Source organism: Aquimonas voraii (assembly GCF_900101825.1).
Taxonomy (GTDB): Bacteria; Pseudomonadota; Gammaproteobacteria; order Xanthomonadales; family Xanthomonadaceae; genus Aquimonas; species Aquimonas voraii.
This window is the reverse complement of the sequence record NZ_FNAG01000001.1, coordinates 858,738-874,277: the sequence shown is the minus strand read 5'-3', so window position 1 is coordinate 874,277 and position 15,540 is coordinate 858,738. Positions and strand designations below refer to the sequence as shown.

The following is a 15,540-nucleotide window of genomic DNA, read 5'->3' as shown; positions in this document are numbered from 1 at the left end:
GCTCTCGTTACGAATTGCGCAGGAACGCCAGTGTCTGGCGTCCACTGGTGCGGGTGAGCTGCGGATGGTTCCAACCGAGGACCTCGCCGGCGCCAAGCACCAGCAGACCGTTTGGACGCAGCAGGCGTGCAAGACCGTCCAGAAGCTCGCCGCGGCGTTCCCGGGCGAAATAGATCAGGACGTTCTGGCAGTAGATGAGATCAAGTTGACGGAGTGGCGCACGTGTCGCGTGCAGCAGATTGACGCAGGCGAAGCCGATTCGCCGCCGCAAGCGCTCGACCACCCGGAAGCCTCCGGCCTCCGCGCTTTCGACGGCGTGCTCGCGGTATGCCTCAGGGATTTCCGCGAGACGCGCCTTCGGATACCAGGCTGTGCGAGCCACGGCCAGCGCCGCCTGGCTGACGTCGGTGGCGGTGATCCCGAAGCGACGTGGCGGCAACTGGGCGTCCAGCGCTTCGTCGAGCACCATCGCCAAGGTGTAAGCCTCCTCGCCTGTCGAGCAGCCCACGCTCAAGGCGTGCAGTGACTGGTCGGCGGGCGCCTGCGCGAGCCAGGTCGGTAGCCACTGGTCGCGAATAAGCGACAGCGAGGGCGGATGACGGAAGAAGCGCGTCTCGTGGACCGTGAGGTGATCCACCAGCGACACCCATTCCATCTGCCCACGAGCGCCCGCCATCAGCTCCTCGTAGTACGCGGCGTAGGAACTGAAGCCCGCTTCGCGCATGCGCCGACGCAAGCCCGTTTCAAGAAACGGCTTGCGCTCCGGCGGCACGGTCACGCCAGTACGGCTTTCAAGCAGGCGCACCCAGCGCTGGAACTCGGCGTCGTCCATCCGGCCGGGATCCAGTTCGGGCAGCAGCGAGCTGATCGCGAGTGCCATGGCGTTCGCAGCCTTGCCCGTCTCAGCCCGGCAGCTTGAAGTCGGCGACCGAGCGACGCAGGTCCGCCGCCAGCTGCGCCAGGTTTCCAATCGACTCCGCCGTCTGGCTGGCGCCCATCGAAGTCTGCGTGGTGATCTCCTGAATGACGTTCATGGTCGCCGAGATATTGGTCGCCGCGGCCGACTGCTGGCGTGCCGCCTCGGAGATGTTCTGAATCAGGTCCGCCAGGTCGTTCGAGACCTTTTCGATCTCGCCCAGCGCAAGGCCGGCATCTTCGGCGAGGCGGGCACCGGCCACCACTTCCGCGGTGGTCTGCTCCATCGAGCTCACCGCTTCGTTGGTGTCGGCCTGAATCGTCTGCACCAGGGTTTCGATTCGCTTGGTCGCGTTCGAGGCGCGTTCCGCGAGGCGCTGGACTTCGTCGGCCACGACCGCGAAACCGCGGCCCGCTTCACCGGCCGATGCCGCCTGAATAGCGGCGTTCAGCGCCAGAATGTTGGTCTGCTCGGCGATGTCGTTGATCAGTTCGACGATCGATCCGATTTCCTGCGAGCTTTCACCCAGGCGTTTGATTCGCTTGGAGGTTTCCTGGATCTGGTCACGGATCGAGTCCATGCCCTGGATCGTCTGGCGCACCACTTCGGCGCCCTTGGCGGCAATCTGCACCGAGCGCTGCGCAACGTCCGCGGATTCGGCTGAGTTCTTCGACACCTCGTCGATCGACACCGCGATTTCGTTGATCGCGGCCGAAGCCGAGGTGATCTGCTGCGCCTGGTGCTCGGCGGCCTCGGCGAGGTGCATCGCGGTCGCCTGGGTTTCCTGGGCGGCGGCGGCCACCTGCACGGCGGTCTCGTTGATCGTGGTGACCAGCGAGCGCAGCGCTTCGACCGCGAAATTGATCGAGTCCGCGATCGCGCCGGTGATGTCCTCGGTGACAGTCGCGCGGACGGTGAGGTCGCCTTCCGCAAGCGATCCCATCTCGTCCAGCAGACGCAGAATCGCCTCCTGGTTACGCTGGTTCAGCTCCTGGGTGACCGAGAAACGGCGGGCCTGATCGCGATAGATGGTGAGCAACAGACCGATCAGGGCGAACACTGCGAGCGCTGCGGCAATAACGCCGATGATCAGGCTGGGGAAGGTGCGCTCGCCGGCCATGGCGCTGATGCGCAGACCCAGCGCGCGAGCGCGCTCCAGCAGCTCTTCGGACTCGCGGAAGATCGAATCGGAGGCTTCCTTGACCTCGAACAGGTCGGTGGCGCCACCTAGGATGGACTCGACGTCCAGCCGCACGCCGGCAAAGGCTTCGGCGACACGGGCCAGCGCCGCGCGACCGGCAGGGGCATCGAGTCGGCGGATGCCCTGCTCGGCACTGCCCGCGTCGAGGCCGGTCAGTACGTTGCCGAACATGGCGTAGTCGCGCGAGAAACGATCGGCTGCCGAGGTGGCCGCCGCGCCACCCTGCAGAATCTGGGTGACGTAACGCAGCATACGGTCAGCCAGAATGAGCTGGCGGTTGGCGATCGTGATCTGGGTCGGCGCAGCACCGCCATCGGTCATCGCACGGACGACTTCGTCCATCTGCCCCTGCAGCTGCGGCACGCTCGCCGAGAAGGCCGAGGCCGAATCGGCGAGGTTCACGATCAGCTCGCGGCGGTCGAGGATTCGCGCGGCGTTCTCGTCGATCGAGCTCCACGCGGTCTGCAGAGCAGCCAGCTCGTTGGCAGCGCTCACGCCGCCCAGCGATTCCGCGAACGAGGGCAAGCCGGTTTCCGGGTCCCCCTGCGCCAGTCGGTTCAGGTTGTTCTGGATCGAACTGCGTGTGCCTTCCAGCTCTCCGAAGGATTCCAGGCCACCGGCCGCGGCTTCCTGGGCGAACTTGGCGATCTGCTGCGACTGCACCTGGATCGTCGCGACGATGTCGCGGGCATCCGCCTCCTGCTGCGCGTAGCGCGTCGAGAAGTAGAAGTTGATACCCAAGAGCAGGATCGCGACCGTGAGGATCAAGATCCAGAAGTTCAGGATGCCGCGTCGTTCCTTGCCGCCGATCGCGCCGATGGTCGTACTCATATGGCCCTCGCCCAGAAAACCCGGCTCGCGATGCATCCCGCACCCCGCAGCCACCACCCCCGCGACGACACCCGCCGCCTCGGAGATCTGCGGTTCGGGCACGAGCCCGAACCGCAACGACCGCGCATTCCCTGCGCGGCCCCTGTTGTGTCACCGCGAACGGCCCAGTCGCGAGCCGCCCTGCTCATCGAAACCCCTGCCAGCCCCCTGGCGCCGCGCGCAGCGGCGACTCCGCGCGCACGGGCTAGGCCACTGCGGCCTGCCGGAACTCCGCTGTGCGGACCAGCCTGGCCATGTCGAACACTTTCCAAACGGTTCCTGCCAGAGCGTAGGCGTCGGTGACGAAGGCACCGTAGCGGCTGTCGGCATCCTCGCTGACTGGCACACGCTGCTCATCGGAGAAGTTGCGCTGGCCGAACAACTCGTCGATCAGCACCGCGACGTTACCGCCAGGCTGCTTGATCACCAGCGCCCGGGTATTTTCGTGCACTACCGTGCGCTCACCTTCGAGGAACTGCTTCAGGTCCGCCACAGGCAGCAGGGTGCCACGCACATTGGACACGCCGAGCAGCCAAGGCTGAGAACCGGGCACCGGCGTCGGTGGCGGCAGGGTCAGCAGCTCAGCGATGTCGGAGATCGCCGACACCAGCAGGTGGCTGCCCAGACGGTAGCCCAGGCCGCGCCAGACGCTGGCCGCATCGACTTGCTCGGGCAGGCCGGCGACATGCGAAAGGCTGCGCGCCTCGTAGTCGGCGAGAACCGCGAAGGGGTCGTGCGGGGAAACAGCTGCACTCATGCACCCGCTCCCGAACGCGAACCGACCAGCGCGTTGATGCGCCCCAGAAGATCTGCTTCGGCCGGCGGCTTGACCACGTAGTCCTTGGCGCCTTGGCGCAGCCCCCAGACGCGATCGGTTTCCATGCCCTTGGTGCTGACAATGATGATCGGAATGTGCTGGGTCTTGGGCGAGCGCGACAGCGAGCGGGTCGCCTGGAAGCCGCTGATGCCGGGCAGGATGACGTCCATCAGGATGAGGTCAGGCTGTTCCGCCTCGGCGGCCGTGATGCCTTCTTCGGCACTGCCAACCGCGCGCACGGAGTGGCCGCCGCGTTCGAGCATCTGGCTGAACACGCGGGTATCCGTCGGTGAGTCTTCAATGATGAGGATTCGTGCCATTGCAAAGCGCCCCCTGAAGGCCTTGCGGATAAGTCGATATCAGCCGCGACCAACGTGACGACGGATCGCGGAGAGCAGTTCGTCGCGGGTGAACGGCTTGGTCAGGTACTCCTCGGAGCCGACGATTCGCCCCTTGGCCTTGTCGAACAGGCCGTCCTTAGAGGACAGCATGATGACCGGCGTCGAGCGGAACACCTGGTTGTTCTTGATGAGGGCGCAGGTCTGATAGCCGTCCAGTCGCGGCATCATGATGTCGACGAAAATCACCTGCGGGTGGTGGTCGGCGATCTTGGCCAGCGCTTCAAAACCATCCGTGGCGGTGACCACATCGCAGCCCTCCTTCTTGAGGAGCGTCTCGGCCGTCCGGCGGATGGTCTTCGAGTCGTCGATGACCATCACCTTCAGGCCTTCCAGGCTGGCCGTACCTTGGTTCTCTTCCATTCGCATTCCCCACAGGGCGCTGGCCTACACGAGGGCCGCGCGATCCGAAGCTATATCCCAGCCGTTGCCGGAACTGTCAAGCAAAGCCTGCTACCAGGCACGAGCGCGCTCCCCTGCAGCCGCCTGTCTACCCATCCACCGCCGCGCGGGCCCGTCATCGGCGTCCTTCGGCGGCCACCCGAGCCCGCTGGGCAGGATCGAGTGGCTGCTAGTATAGCCAGCGTTCACGTGGCTCCGGCGGCTTGTGCACCGGCTTCGCATGATGCCGTTGAAAAGCGTCGAGCAGCCCACGTTTTGGCAGCAGGGAGCGTGACCCGCAGTGTCAGCGTGAAAGCCCCCTGCCACCAGGCTTCCGACCCTCAGCGCCCGGGCAGGCCTTTCAAGCCCGGCTTCGACGCCTCGACTGGAGTTCCCCCAAGGACATGGACATCGCCGTCGTCATGGATCCCATCGAGGGGATCCGCATCAAGAAGGACTCGAGCTTCGCCATGCTGCTCGAAGCCCAGCGCCGCGGCCATCATCTGCATTACGCCACCAGCGGCGACCTCGCGATCGAGAACGGACGAGCGCAGGGGCGGCTGGCGCCGCTGCAGGTGTTCGACGATCCCACCCGCTGGTTCGAGCGGGGAGAGGCGCGCTGGCGGCCTTTGGCAGAGATGCATGCCATCCTGATGCGTCGCGACCCACCGTTCGACAGCCAATACCTCTACGACACCCAGGTTCTGACCCTGGCGCAGGCGCAGGGTGCGCTGGTGGTCAACGACCCGCAGGGACTGCGGGACATGAACGAGAAGCTGTTTGCCCTGCACTTCCCGCAGTGCATTCCGGCCTCACGGGTCTCCCGCGATCCTGTCCACCTGCGCGACTTCATCGAGAGCGAGCGCGACTGCGTCCTGAAGCCGCTGGACGGCATGGGTGGCCGCTCGATCTTTCGCGCCCGCGCCGGCGATGACAATCTCAAAGTCATCCTCGAGACCCTCACCCAGGGCGGCAGCCAGCTGGCGCTGGCCCAGCGCTACCTGCCCGAGATCCGCCAGGGCGACAAGCGCATCCTCTTGGTCGACGGTGAGCCGGTGCCCTATGCGCTGGCGCGGATTCCGGCCGCCGACGACTTCCGCGGAAACCTCGCGGCAGGCGGACGTGGCGAGGGCCGACCACTGACCGAACGCGACCGCTGGATCGCCGCCCAGGTTGGCCCCGAACTCAAGCGTCGCGGCATGTTGTTCGTCGGCCTCGATGTCATCGGCGACTGGCTGACCGAGGTCAACGTCACCAGCCCGACCTGCATCCGCGAGCTGGACGCCCAGTTCGGCATCAACATCGCCGGCCTGCTGTTCGACGCCATCGAGGCCCGCCTGCGGTGACGGAAGCAGACAAGGACCAGGCCGTCACGGTCGGTGACGGCGACCGTTTGGGCGCGACCCTGGTGTTTTCCCTGATCGCCCACGCCGTGCTGGCGCTGGGCATCGGGTTCACTGTGGACAACCCGGCCCCGCTGCGACCGACGCTGGACGTGATCCTCACCCAGACCCGCAGCGAGCAGCGCCCCGAGAATCCAGACTTCCTGGCACAGAGCAGCCAGCAGGGCGGCGGTGAATCCGACAAGGCCGAACGGCCGAGCGAACCCGTGTCTTCGCCGGTACCGAAGTCACAGCCCGGTCTGGCCCCGGTGGCCGCCAGCCCGGCCGCGCCGCCGCCCCAGCCCGAACGCACCCAGCAGGTCGTCAGCACGCAAGCGCCGTCGGATCGACAGGCGCCCGATGCCGACCGCGCACCGACGCCGGACACGCCCCTGCCCAGCGCTCGACACCTGCTGGAGCAGAGCATGGAGATGGCCCGGCTCGCCGCGGAGATTGAGCGCGACAGCCAGTCGTACGCAAAGCGGCCGAGACGCAAATTCATCTCGGCCAACACCGCCGAGTACGAATTCGCCGCCTATATGCGGGCCTGGGTGCAGCGGGTCGAACGCATCGGCAACCTCAACTACCCGGACGAGGCACGCAGACGCAACCTGTTCGGCCAGCTCCTGATGACCGTGGCCGTGCGCCGGGACGGCAGTATCGAGCGCATCGACATTATCCGCTCCAGCGGCTACCCGGTGCTGGACGAAGCCGCACTGCGCATCGTCCGCCTGGGCGAGCCCTACCCGCCGCTGCCGGAGACCAAGGAGGATATCGAGATCCTGCACATCACCCGCACCTGGGAGTTCCAGCCCGGGAACGTACTGCGCAACCGCTGAAACCGCTGGCCGGGTCGCCATCGCGCGGGGCGGACGAGGCGCCCTGCTAGAATTGCACATATGCCTTTGTCCCCCAGCTCCCTCAGCAACCAGCTGCTGATCGCCCTGCCCCGGCTGGACGACCCGAACTTCGCGCGCACGGTCACCCTGATCTGCCGGCACGACGAGGAGGGCGCGATGGGGGTCACCCTGAACCGCGCCTCCGATTACCACATGGCCGAGGTGCTGTCGCAGCTCGGGCTGGACGATCGCACCGGCCAGCTCGGCGCACGCGAAGTGCTGAGCGGTGGCCCGGTGCATCCCGAGCGCGGCTTCGTGCTGCATCTGGAGGACGGCCGCGAGTGGGACTCCAGCTTCCGCGTGTCCGATCAGGTCCGCTTGACCACTTCACGCGACGTCCTGGCCGCCATGGCCGCGGGTCAGGGGCCGGCCAAGGCGCTGCTTGCGCTCGGCTGTGCCGGCTGGGGCCCCGGGCAGCTGGAGGAAGAACTTGCTGCCAACGCCTGGCTGACCGCTCCCGCCGACGAGTCGATCCTGTTCGACCTTCCTCTGGAGCGGCGTTGGAACCGAGCGGCAGCTCTGCTGGGTGTCGATCTGCGCCTGCTGACCGACTACTCGGGCCACGCATGAGCACTGGCGGCACGCCCGCGCCGGTCTGCGTGCTGGGCTTCGATGTCGGCGCGCGCCGCACCGGCGTCGCGGTCGGCAACACCCTGTCGATGAGTGCCCGCGCACTCGCCGTGCTGGCCGTCAATGAGGGCCAGCCAGATTGGTCGCACTGCGACCGTTTGCTGCGCGAGTGGTCGCCGCAGCGTCTGATCGTGGGCGAACCGCTCACCCTGGAGGGCGAAGTGCAGCCGGCCACCCAGCGCGCGCGGCGCTTCGCGCGCGCGCTCGAACAGCGCTATCGCCTGCCGGTCGAACTGGTCGACGAGCGCTCCAGCTCGCGCGAGGCCGATCGCCGCTTCGCTCAGGCCCGCAGCGAGGGACGAGCCAAGCGCTCGCACGCCGAACTACTGGATGCTCTCGCCGCACAGATCATCCTCGAACGCTGGCTTGGCCAGCATGACTGACCCTTTGTCCATCGCCACGCGAACATGACACGCCTCCAGCACCACCCCGACGGCCGCCTGCGCCACCTGCTCAGCCTCGAAGGCCTGACCCGGATCGAGATCGAGGCGCTGCTGGATCGCGCGCAGGCGCTGCGACCACAGGCGTTGGATGGTCGCGCCGCGCTCGCCCCACTGGCCGGACAGACCGTGGTGAACCTGTTCTTCGAGCCCTCCACCCGCACGCGCAGCTCGTTCCAGCTGGCGGCGCGCAGGCTGGGCGCCGAGGTGCTGAACTTCGATGTGGCCCACTCGTCCTCGCGCAAGGGCGAAACCCTGCTCGATACGTTCCGCAACCTCGAAGCCATGGGTGCGGATGCCTTCGTGATCCGCATCGCCGAATCCGGCGCGCTCGCTGAGCTTGCCCAAGCGGCGCAGCCGCACGTACACCTGATCAACGCTGGCGACGGCCGCGCTGCCCACCCCACCCAGGGCCTGCTCGACATGCTCACCGTGCGTCAGCTCAAGGGCCACGATTTTTCGCGGCTCAGGTTCCTGCTGGTCGGCGACATCCTGCACTCGCGGGTGGCACGCTCCGATCTGCACGCCCTGCGCGCCCTGGGCGCCGGCGAAGTCCGCGTTTGCGGCCCGGCGTCGCTGCTGCCGGTCGACGGCACGCTGGAGGGCTGCCGTCTCTTCGACCACCTGGATGAGGCGATCGAGGGCGTGGACGTGGTGATGATGCTGCGGCTCCAGCGTGAGCGCATGGAGGAAGGCCTGGTCAGCTCGCTGGCCGACTACCACCGCGACTACGGCCTTGATATACGCCGCCTGCGGCGGGCCGCGCCTGAAGCGATCGTCACCCACCCGGGCCCGATGAACCGCGGCGTCGAGATCACCGATGAAGTCGCCGATGGACCACAGTCGGTGATCCTCGAACAGGTCAGCAATGGCGTCGCGGTACGCATGGCCGTGCTGGCGGCGCTGCTCGAACCTCGCTGACTCCGTTTGCACACAGAGTGGCCGGCGCGGGCCGGGCACCCCGGTTCCCCCGGAGGGCACAGGCCATTGGCCCGAGCAACCGGAGCGGGCAGCCGCCACTTGCTGGGCTAGGACCCGACTGACGGCGGGAGGCCCGGCATGGCCGGACCTCCCGCTGGGGCCTCAGGGCTCGAAGCCGTCGGCGAACACCTCCATCGGGATCGCCTCGAAGTTGACCGTCACCGTGCAATCGGCAGTCACCGCGCCGGTGGTGAACACACTGCCCGACAGCGTGCCGGCGCAGCCTTCGACCGACTCCAAGCGATAGCCGGCGGCGGGCGTCAGCGTGTAGCGCGCGACGCCGCCGGTCAGCAGGCCCTGCGAGGCATTCGGGCTGGCCGTGCCCTCGCCTGCCAGCTGCAGGGTCACCACATGGTCGGCGCAGTCGGTCGGCAGGTTGAATGCCTCGACCTGATCCGAACGATCCACGTTGAGCCCGCTGCTGGCCGACTGGCCAAGACCGCGCGCAGCGAACGCGCGCCAGATGGTGCAGCGGTGGGCCCCCTCGTTGTTCGCCTCATCGGCGGTGAGGATGCCGTTGCGGGCATCCACGAAGCCCGGACGGCAGGGCTGGGCCTTCATACCGTCGACCACCAGCTGCATGGCGATGTTGTTGCCGCCCGTCCCCCTGACCAGATCGGGATCGAAGCCGTGCTCGTCGATCAGATCACAGGTCATGTCCCACAGCATGGTCGCCCAGACCGATCCAATTCCGTGCGGCTGGCTCTGCACCGTGCTGTTGGTGTCGGCAAAGGTGAAGGGGTTCACCGCGCGGTCGCGGCTGTACGGGAAGCGCCGAATCCCCGGCCCGCCCACGGCCTGGAAGCTGGGATAGGTGCCGATGCTGCGCGGCGCTGCGCAGGCGTTCGGGCGCAGGGTCACCATCAGGCCGACGAAATCGGACCAGCCCTCGCCCTTCTGCTCGGCATTGTTGAGGCAGGTCGACGCACTGGGTCCGCCGGTCAGGCGGTTGGACAGGCCATGGCCGTACTCGTGGGCGATGATGCCGGCATCGAAATCGCTGTCGCGATCCGGACCGATCGCCAACGCCGGGGACAGCGTGCCCTCGCCGAACGAGCCCGCCAATTCCAGCGCCAAGCTGTCGCCGTTGTTCTGCGAAATCGCGAAGACCGGCACGGTGACCTGGGCACCCGCCGCGCCCGGCGCCGGCGTGAACAAGGCAGTGCCACCCTGGTTGTTCCACATCAGCACGGCGACCGCGCCGGCATTCTGGGCGTTCAGCGCCTTGACGCCGAACTCGCAGACGCCGCGCTTGACCACGGCGATCCGGCCGCTGATCTCGGCGCCGTTGGTCAGCGCCGTGCACCCCAACACGCCCCCATCGGCGCCGCCGTCATCCACGAGGGCGAAGCTGCCGCTCAAGGGCGCGCTCAGGCTTCCGCCGAAGCTGGCGGCACTCGTCTGATACTCAGCGGTGAGGGGCGCAGTGAATGCGACCGAGCCGACCACCGGCGCGGTCCAGCGGAACATCTGCATGCGCGGAGCCGAACCATCCGGCGGAGTGCCAAAGTTGGCGTTGTTGGTGTTCGGCGGGCTGCGATCAGACCCGTCGAGCGCGTCGGCGTTCACCGCATCATTACCGGCACCACCGCGACCGTAGTTGTTGACCTGGAAGCTGCCGGCCGGCTCGTCGAAGCCGTAGTGCCAGAGCACGTCGTGCAGCACGTTGTTCCAATAGAACAGGTTCACGAGGGCCGGCGGCACGTTGCCCACGGCAGGCTGGTTCTGCCCATTGGTGGGCGGCTGCGCTGGATCGAAGGCGAAATCGAAGGCCAGCGCAGTGCCGTCGACTGTCGCCGGGGCGCGGAAGTTGTCGGCGCTGTTGTTCGCGAGCAGGTCGGCGCGCGCCACCACGTTGTTGCCGCGGGTTTCGGCGAACTCGAATCCCAGGGCGGACAGATCCCGTGTGTCGTGCCAGCCGCGCGGCGAGGCCTCGGGATCATGCGGATCGGTGACCACCTGGAAGCTGGCGCCCGGATCCTGCGGCGTCTCGAAAGGCATCGGCAGCACGCGATAGCTCGCGCTGTAGCCGAGGGACGGGCCGCCCTTGGGCGCCGCCGGCGAGCCCAGATGGGCGACATAGCTGGCGAGATCGATCACCTCGCCGGTCTCGGCATCAATGCGCACTTCCGCCCAGACATTGTCGGACTCGAAGCGGTCGACGGTCAGGTTCCAGGCGAGACGCAGCGCATCGCCCTCACTCACATAGATGAGCTCGGCCGGCACGGGCTGGGACGAAAGGGTTTCACCGGAGAACACCTGGTGCTGGCTTGGGCCGCCGCGCGCCGCATGCGACTGCGGTGCTCGCGCCATCGAAACCTTGAAGTAGTCCGCCACGGCGAGATAGGCGGTGCCGGCATCGATCAGAGGGACGCTGCGGTTGATCCGCGAGGGCGCTTCCGGCACGAAGGCATCGGCCAGGCTCAGGATCGCGCCATCGCGCATCACATTGACGGTCGAGATCGCGCCATCGACGTCGATCCCGCCCACGGTCTGCTGCAGGTAGACGTGGGTCAGACCGTTGTGGCGGGTTGGCACGACATCGCGCACGCGATGCTCCAGCTCGTTGCCGCGCAGCTGGAAGCGGGCGAAGTCGCGCTCCAGATAGGCGCTGGCGATTGCCGCGGGCTGGCCAGAGGCCGGGCCACTCAGGCGGTACTCGGGAACTTCGGAAGCGCTGAGCGCGGACGAGACGGCGAGCGCCAAGGCGCCGACGGCAAGGCGGCGCAAGGAATGCAAGGACATGGTTTCCCCGGAAGCGAAAGTGAGGGTGGAGGCGCGGCCGCGCGCGATCGCGATAGCTCTACGCGACAGATCTCCCCCGAGAGCGCCGCGGCCGGGCGGGACTCTGATGTGAAGAATGCGGCTCTGTCCAGTGCCGGCTGGCGCACGGATTCCCGCGCGGCATCAGGTTCTCGCTGCGGAATTCCGGGAGCGCGCTGAAGGCCCATGAACAGGTAACCTTGCGCCCCCGCGGATCCGCTTTCCGCCCACTGCCTCGACGTTCCGCATGAGCAGCCGCTACAACGCCGCCGATATCGAAGTTCTCTCAGGCCTTGACCCCGTCAAGCGCCGCCCTGGCATGTACACCGACACCTCGCGCCCGAACCATCTGGCGCAGGAAGTGATCGACAACGCCGTCGACGAAGCCCTGGCCGGTCACGCCCGCAGCATCGAAGTGACGATGTACGCCGACGGCAGCTGCGAGGTCGCCGACGACGGCCGCGGCATGCCGGTCGACATCCATCCCGAGGAAGGCATCCCCGGCGTCGAACTGATCCTCACGCGCCTGCACGCGGGCGGCAAGTTCAGCGGCAAGAACTACACCTTCTCCGGCGGCCTGCACGGTGTCGGCGTCAGCGTGGTCAATGCGCTGTCGAAGAAGGTCGATGTCACCATCCGCCGCGACGGCAACGAGTACCGGATGAGCTTCGCCGACGGCGATCGGGTGAGCCCGCTCGAGATCATCGGCACCGTCGGCAAGCGCAACACCGGCACCAAGGTGCGCTTCTGGGCGGATCCCAAGTACTTCGACACGCCGAAGTTCTCGCTGCGCGCCCTGCGCCACCTGCTGCGCGCCAAGGCCGTGCTGTGCCCGGGGCTCAAGGTCACCCTGGTCGACGAGGCCAGCGGCGAGAAGGACAGCTGGTACTACGAGGACGGCCTGCGCGACTACCTGAAGAGCCAGCTGGCCGATCGCGAGTACCTGCCGCCGGAAGTCTTCGTCGGCGCGCTGAAGCGCGACACCGAGGCCGTCGACTGGGCGCTGTGCTGGGCCGCCGAAGGTGAGCTGGTGCAGGAGAGCTACGTCAACCTCATTCCCACCGCGCAGGGCGGCACCCACGTCAATGGCCTGCGCTCGGGCCTCACCGAAGCCCTGCGCGAGTTCTGCGACTTCCGCAACCTGCTGCCGCGCGGCGTCAAGCTCGCCCCCGAAGACGTCTGGGACCGGGTCTGCTGCGTGCTGAGCCTGAAGCTCACCGACCCGCAGTTCTCCGGCCAGACCAAGGAGCGCCTGTCCTCGCGCCAGGCTGCCGCCTTCGTCGAGAACGCGGTCCACGATGCCTTCTCGCTGTTCCTGAACCAGCACGTCGAGATGGGCGAGCGCATTGCCCAGCTGGCGATCGAGCGCGCGTCGGCGCGACTCAAGACCGAGAAGCAGATCGTCCGCAAGAAGATCACGCAAGGCCCTGCCCTGCCCGGCAAGCTGGCCGACTGCTCCAGCCAGGACCTGTCGCGCACCGAGCTGTTCCTGGTCGAGGGCGACTCCGCCGGCGGCAGCGCCAAGCAGGCCCGCGACAAGGACTTCCAGGCCATCCTGCCGCTGCGCGGCAAGATCCTGAACACCTGGGAAGTCGAAAGCGGCGCGGTGCTCGGCTCGCAGGAAGTGCACGACCTTGCGGTGGCCATCGGCTGCGACCCGGGCAGCACCGACATCAGCGGGCTGCGCTACGGCAAGATCATCGTGCTGGCCGACGCCGACTCCGACGGCCTGCACATCGCCACCCTGCTGTCGGCCCTGTTCCTGCAGCATTTCCCCGCGCTGGTCGCCGCCGGCCATGTGTTCGTGGCGATGCCGCCGCTGTTCCGCGTCGACGTCGGCAAGCAGGTCTTCTACGCGCTCGACGAAGAGGAAAAGCGCCTGCTGCTCGACAAGATCGAACGCGAGAAGATCCGCGGCCAGGTCAACGTCACCCGCTTCAAGGGTCTCGGCGAAATGAACCCCTCGCAGCTGCGCGAATCGGCCATCCACCCGGACACGCGCCGTCTGGTCCAGCTCACCGTCGAAGCGCCCGAGGAAACCCGCGCCCTGATGGACATGCTGCTGTCGAAGAAGCGCGCCTCCGACCGCAAGACCTGGCTGGAAACCAAGGGCGATCTCGCCACCATCGAGATCTGACGGGTTCGCAGGGTGTCAGCGGAGATGGCGGAATCGACCCGGCCCGGGTCCGGATCCGCGCTTCCGCTGACCTTCGCGCTTCCACCATGCTGCGGGACCGCAGACTTGCGGCCTTTCCCACCTCGCGCCGCGGCTGCGGCGCCCCCACCGGAGTGCTCCATGATCGGCTACGTCACCCTAGGCACCAACGATCTCGACCGCGCAGCGGCCTACTACGACGCTCTGCTCGGCAGCATCGGCGCCAAGCGCGGCATGCAGGGGCCGCGCTTCATCTCTTGGAGCACCGGTCGCGGCCCCTCGGTGGGCGTGATCAAACCCTTCGATGGCCAGCCCGCCACCCCGGGTAACGGCAACATGACCGCGCTGGCGGTGGACAGCCGCGAAACCGTGAACGCCCTTCACGCCAAGGCACTGGAGCTGGGCGGTACCGATGAGGGCGCCGTTGGCGAGCGCTTCCCGGGCTTCTACGCCGGCTACTTCCGCGACCTCGACGGCAACAAGCTCTGCGTTTTCAAGATGGGGTGAGGGCTGGGATTCGGGATTCGGGATTCGGGATTCGGGATTCGGGATTCGGAGCAGCTTGCGCGGCCAGCGTCGGCGGTTCGGAACTCTGGGATCCCTCGCTTCATCCACTGAAAAGGGCGGCCGGTGCATGACATCGGTCGCCCTTTGTCTTTGGACCTATTGCGCGCCCTGCAGCGCATGCCCAGCCTATGCGGCTTCGCCGCGACCGCGGCCCTCGATCTCCCCCTCCCGTGGCCCTGACCCCTGCAACCCGCGCCCAGCTGCAGATCCACTTCTGCGTGATGCTCTGGGGGTTTACCGCCATCCTCGGCAAGCTGATCACGCTGACCGCGCTGCCGCTGGTCTGGTGGCGGATGCTGCTGGTGACGGCTGCGCTGGCGCTGGTGCCGGCGGTCTGGCGCAGCTTGCGCCGGATGCGCGCGCGACAGATCTGGATCTACGCCGGCATCGGTGCGCTGGTGGCCCTGCACTGGCTCACTTTCTATGGCTCGATCAAGCTTTCGAATGCCTCGGTCGGCGCGACCTGCATGGCCCTGGGGCCGGTGTTCCTGGCCTTCATCGAACCCTGGATCGCCAAGAGGCCGTTCTCGCGCGGCGAGCTGGCGCTGGGTGTCGCGGTACTGCCGGGTGTGGCGCTGGTCGTGGGCGGCGTCCCTGTCGAGATGCGTGCGGGCATCGCCATGGGCGCGCTGTCGGCGTTCATCGTCGCCTTCTTCTCGGCGCTCAACAAACGCTACGTCGAGGACGGCGAGCCGCTGACCGTGACCGCCATCGAGCTGGGCGCCGGCACGCTCACCCTGACCCTGCTGGCGCCGCTGCTGCTGCTGGCGTTTCCGCTGCCGGCCGAGGGTGGCCTGATCCCCGACGGCAAGGACTTCGCCTTCCTGCTGGCGCTGGCGCTGGGCTGCACCCTGCTGCCCTTCACGCTGAGCCTGGTCGCGCTGCGTCACATGAGCGCGTTCTCAGCGCAGATGGCGATCAACCTGGAACCGGTCTACGCGATCCTGCTGGCGATGCTGCTGTTCAACGAACAGCGCGAGCTGGACGCCAGCTTCTACGCCGGTGTCGCCATCCTGCTGCTGGCGGTGTTCGCGCAGCCCCTGCTGCGGCGCCCGCGCCAGCCCCCCCATGCCGAGAACGCGGGCGTGGGCGAGGCCAAGGACATCGGCTGAGCGCAGGCCTCAAGGTTCGGCCGCGCGC

15 protein-coding genes are annotated in these 15,540 nt (G+C 67.5%); 8 read left to right on the top strand and 7 right to left on the bottom strand.

Annotated features, from left to right (window positions below; all coding sequences use genetic code 11):
• Positions 1 to 7: 7 nt before the first annotated feature.
• The 6 genes from BLP83_RS03695 to BLP83_RS19340 all read right to left on the bottom strand — a co-directional run bounded on the left by BLP83_RS03695 (position 8) and on the right by BLP83_RS19340 (position 5,071).
• Positions 8 to 832: a CheR family methyltransferase gene (locus tag BLP83_RS03695; protein WP_176763993.1), complete on the bottom strand. Its 825-nt coding sequence runs from the start codon at positions 830 to 832 to the stop codon at positions 8 to 10.
• A gap of 70 nt (positions 833 to 902) precedes the next feature.
• A complete protein-coding gene (locus tag BLP83_RS03690; RefSeq protein ID WP_091238964.1) occupies positions 903 to 2,948 on the bottom strand; it encodes a methyl-accepting chemotaxis protein in 2,046 nt (681 codons plus the stop codon).
• Positions 2,949 to 3,192: 244 nt separating this feature from the next.
• Positions 3,193 to 3,744 carry a chemotaxis protein CheW gene (locus BLP83_RS03685; protein ID WP_091238961.1) on the bottom strand — a complete coding sequence of 184 codons (552 nt, stop codon included), beginning with the start codon at positions 3,742 to 3,744 and terminating at the stop codon, positions 3,193 to 3,195.
• A complete protein-coding gene (locus tag BLP83_RS03680; protein ID WP_091238958.1) occupies positions 3,741 to 4,124 on the bottom strand; it encodes a response regulator transcription factor in 384 nt (127 codons plus the stop codon). Before BLP83_RS03680 ends, BLP83_RS03685 begins: the two co-directional genes overlap by 4 nt.
• 39 nt (positions 4,125 to 4,163) lie before the next feature.
• Positions 4,164 to 4,565 carry a response regulator gene (locus BLP83_RS03675; RefSeq protein WP_091238954.1) on the bottom strand — a complete coding sequence of 134 codons (402 nt, stop codon included), beginning with the start codon at positions 4,563 to 4,565 and terminating at the stop codon, positions 4,164 to 4,166.
• A 359-nt stretch (positions 4,566 to 4,924) separates the two neighbouring features.
• Positions 4,925 to 5,071, bottom strand: a complete 147-nt coding sequence (locus BLP83_RS19340; protein ID WP_425388960.1) for an LEPR-XLL domain-containing protein — start codon at positions 5,069 to 5,071, stop codon at positions 4,925 to 4,927.
• Between BLP83_RS19340 and gshB the strand changes: the two genes are divergently transcribed.
• From gshB to BLP83_RS03650, 5 genes are read left to right on the top strand one after another with little or no spacing between them, the layout of a single operon-like run.
• Positions 5,006 to 5,929, top strand: coding sequence for a glutathione synthase (gshB, locus tag BLP83_RS03670; protein ID WP_425388955.1), 924 nt, complete (start codon positions 5,006 to 5,008; stop codon positions 5,927 to 5,929). The genes BLP83_RS19340 and gshB overlap by 66 nt on opposite strands.
• The gene (locus BLP83_RS03665; protein ID WP_091238948.1) at positions 5,926 to 6,804 is read left to right on the top strand and encodes an energy transducer TonB; all 879 of its coding nucleotides are present in this window, start codon (positions 5,926 to 5,928) and stop codon (positions 6,802 to 6,804) included. The genes gshB and BLP83_RS03665 overlap by 4 nt, the downstream gene beginning before the upstream one ends.
• A gap of 60 nt (positions 6,805 to 6,864) precedes the next feature.
• A complete protein-coding gene (locus BLP83_RS03660; protein ID WP_091238944.1) occupies positions 6,865 to 7,434 on the top strand; it encodes a YqgE/AlgH family protein in 570 nt (189 codons plus the stop codon).
• Positions 7,431 to 7,877 (top strand): Holliday junction resolvase RuvX, encoded by a 447-nt coding sequence (gene ruvX / locus BLP83_RS03655; RefSeq protein WP_091238940.1) that lies wholly within the window; start codon positions 7,431 to 7,433, stop codon positions 7,875 to 7,877. Before BLP83_RS03660 ends, ruvX begins: the two co-directional genes overlap by 4 nt.
• A gap of 24 nt (positions 7,878 to 7,901) precedes the next feature.
• Positions 7,902 to 8,855, top strand: a complete 954-nt coding sequence (locus tag BLP83_RS03650; protein WP_091238937.1) for an aspartate carbamoyltransferase catalytic subunit — start codon at positions 7,902 to 7,904, stop codon at positions 8,853 to 8,855.
• Between the two features lie 162 nt (positions 8,856 to 9,017).
• Here the strand turns inward: BLP83_RS03650 and BLP83_RS03645 are convergent, their stop codons facing one another.
• Positions 9,018 to 11,660, bottom strand: coding sequence for a M36 family metallopeptidase (locus tag BLP83_RS03645; protein WP_091238935.1), 2,643 nt, complete (start codon positions 11,658 to 11,660; stop codon positions 9,018 to 9,020).
• Between the two features lie 265 nt (positions 11,661 to 11,925).
• Between BLP83_RS03645 and parE the strand changes: the two genes are divergently transcribed.
• From parE to BLP83_RS03630, 3 genes are all read left to right on the top strand, one after another.
• On the top strand, positions 11,926 to 13,815 hold the full coding sequence (parE, locus tag BLP83_RS03640; protein ID WP_091238932.1) for a DNA topoisomerase IV subunit B: 1,890 nt from the start codon (positions 11,926 to 11,928) through the stop codon (positions 13,813 to 13,815).
• Positions 13,816 to 13,974: 159 nt separating this feature from the next.
• Positions 13,975 to 14,340 (top strand): VOC family protein, encoded by a 366-nt coding sequence (locus BLP83_RS03635; RefSeq protein ID WP_091238931.1) that lies wholly within the window; start codon positions 13,975 to 13,977, stop codon positions 14,338 to 14,340.
• A 236-nt stretch (positions 14,341 to 14,576) separates the two neighbouring features.
• Positions 14,577 to 15,512: a DMT family transporter gene (locus tag BLP83_RS03630; RefSeq protein WP_245679961.1), complete on the top strand. Its 936-nt coding sequence runs from the start codon at positions 14,577 to 14,579 to the stop codon at positions 15,510 to 15,512.
• The last annotated feature ends 28 nt before the right edge of the window (positions 15,513 to 15,540 follow it).

Bases quoted from the DNA above. Each gene is read 5' to 3' on its own strand.
- BLP83_RS03695 (WP_176763993.1), bottom strand. From the start codon at position 832: ATGGACGACGCCGAGTTCCAGCGCTGGGTGCGCCTGCTTGAAAGCCGT.
- BLP83_RS03690 (WP_091238964.1), bottom strand. From the start codon at position 2,948: ATGAGTACGACCATCGGCGCGATCGGCGGCAAGGAACGACGCGGCATC.
- BLP83_RS03685 (WP_091238961.1), bottom strand. From the start codon at position 3,744: ATGAGTGCAGCTGTTTCCCCGCACGACCCCTTCGCGGTTCTCGCCGAC.
- BLP83_RS03680 (WP_091238958.1), bottom strand. From the start codon at position 4,124: ATGGCACGAATCCTCATCATTGAAGACTCACCGACGGATACCCGCGTG.
- BLP83_RS03675 (WP_091238954.1), bottom strand. From the start codon at position 4,565: ATGGAAGAGAACCAAGGTACGGCCAGCCTGGAAGGCCTGAAGGTGATG.
- gshB (WP_425388955.1), top strand. From the start codon at position 5,006: ATGGATCCCATCGAGGGGATCCGCATCAAGAAGGACTCGAGCTTCGCC.
- BLP83_RS03660 (WP_091238944.1), top strand. From the start codon at position 6,865: ATGCCTTTGTCCCCCAGCTCCCTCAGCAACCAGCTGCTGATCGCCCTG.
- ruvX (WP_091238940.1), top strand. From the start codon at position 7,431: ATGAGCACTGGCGGCACGCCCGCGCCGGTCTGCGTGCTGGGCTTCGAT.
- BLP83_RS03650 (WP_091238937.1), top strand. From the start codon at position 7,902: ATGACACGCCTCCAGCACCACCCCGACGGCCGCCTGCGCCACCTGCTC.
- BLP83_RS03645 (WP_091238935.1), bottom strand. From the start codon at position 11,660: ATGTCCTTGCATTCCTTGCGCCGCCTTGCCGTCGGCGCCTTGGCGCTC.
- parE (WP_091238932.1), top strand. From the start codon at position 11,926: ATGAGCAGCCGCTACAACGCCGCCGATATCGAAGTTCTCTCAGGCCTT.
- BLP83_RS03635 (WP_091238931.1), top strand. From the start codon at position 13,975: ATGATCGGCTACGTCACCCTAGGCACCAACGATCTCGACCGCGCAGCG.